The sequence below is a fragment of the Mycobacterium sp. 852002-51163_SCH5372311 genome (assembly GCF_001667115.1).
Taxonomy (GTDB): Bacteria; Actinomycetota; Actinomycetes; order Mycobacteriales; family Mycobacteriaceae; genus Mycobacterium.
Genome location: NZ_LZIJ01000102.1, coordinates 1 through 1,429 on the forward strand (window position 1 = coordinate 1; position 1,429 = coordinate 1,429).

Consider the following 1,429-nt stretch of genomic DNA (forward strand, 5'->3'; position numbering starts at 1 on the left):
CGCCTGCACCCGCCCGCGGCCCCCCGCGGGGCCCCCGCGGGACGGGGGCGGCGGGTGCCCCGCGGCGGGCGCCCGGCGGGGCGCCCCCGGCCACGGCGCGCCCGCCGCGGCCCACAGCTGGCTGGACGCCTTCACCCGATGGCGCCGAGCCCGCGGCCTGACCGCCACCACCATCGCCTGGGGCCCCTGGACCCCCACCACCACCGGCAGCCCCGACCCCACCATCACCGCCGAGCAAGCCACCCACGCCTTTCAGACCCTGCTCCGCCACGACCGTGCCACCACCGGCTACACATCCCTCACCGCCGCCCCCTGGCTAACCGCCTTCGCCCACCGCAGCTCCTTCGCCGAAGCGTTCCGCGCCGACACCCAGAACAGCACCGGCAGCAAAAAACTCCGCGCCGAACTCGACGAAATACCGCCCCACCAATGGCCCACCCGACTACGGCGACTGATCTCCGACCAAGTCAGCCTCATCCTGCGCCGCGACGTCGATCCCGACCGACCTCTCCCCGAATACGGCATGGATTCCCTCGGCGCCCACGAACTACGCACCCGCCTCGAAACCGAAACCGGAATACGCATCACCTCCACCGACCTCGCAAAAATCAGCACCATCCGCGGGCTGGCCGAACTGCTGCACGAAAAGCTGACCGCCAGGCAAGTCGCGTGACATTGCACAATTCGCGAAGCCGATCGGACGGAGAATCGTGAAAAGCTTCCTCAAAAAGCTACTGTTAGCGCTTTTGGAACCTCTTGAGTTCGGCTTGTTGATCTTTTCGGCAGCATTCACACTCAATTACTGGCAAGCATGGGTTTTCCTGGCAGCATTCACCCTTCCGGGCTACCTTTTCGGCATCTACCTGCTGCGTACGAATCCGGCTGCGCTGGAGCGGCGGAGGCGCGGGGGCCCAACCGCGGAGGCCAGACGGGCGCAGAAGGTGGTCATGGGGATCGCATGGTTGTCGCTGGCCGCGATGATGGTGGTCAGCGCCCTCGACCATCGCTTTGGCTGGTCGCGCGTGCCAACCGCAATTTGTGTGGTTGGTGATGTCCTGGTAGCCGTTGGCGTGAGCGTGATGATGCTGGTGGTCGTTCAGAACAGCTATGCGTCCGCCACCATCCGGGTGGAGTCCGGCCAGGAGGTCATCTCCACCGGCCTCTATGGGTTGGTGCGCCACCCCATGTACACCGGCAATGTGATTCTGATGGTCGGCATCCCTCTTGCGCTCGGTTCGTACTGGGGACTTGTCTTCGTCGTAACTGGCCTATTGGTACTCACATGGCGGATCCGCGATGAGGAAAAGCTACTCCGGGAAGAATTGCGCGGATATCAGGAGTACACGCAGAAAGTTCGCAGTCGCCTGGTGCCATGCATGTGGTAACGGCCGGGTTCTCACCGGCCTCGGCCCACTAGTCACGGCGGCGC

The 1,429-nt window shown here is 65.2% G+C and carries 2 protein-coding genes; both read left to right on the forward strand.

Features of this window, described 5'->3' with window-relative positions; all coding sequences use genetic code 11:
* A partial coding sequence (locus A5791_RS13475) for an acyl carrier protein (RefSeq protein WP_156661244.1) occupies window positions 1-673 on the forward strand: 673 nt, incomplete at its 5' end.
* A 37-nt stretch (window positions 674-710) separates the two neighbouring features.
* On the forward strand, window positions 711-1,385 hold the full coding sequence (locus tag A5791_RS13480) for an isoprenylcysteine carboxylmethyltransferase family protein (protein WP_067237129.1): 675 nt from the start codon (window positions 711-713) through the stop codon (window positions 1,383-1,385).
* The last annotated feature ends 44 nt before the right edge of the window (window positions 1,386-1,429 follow it).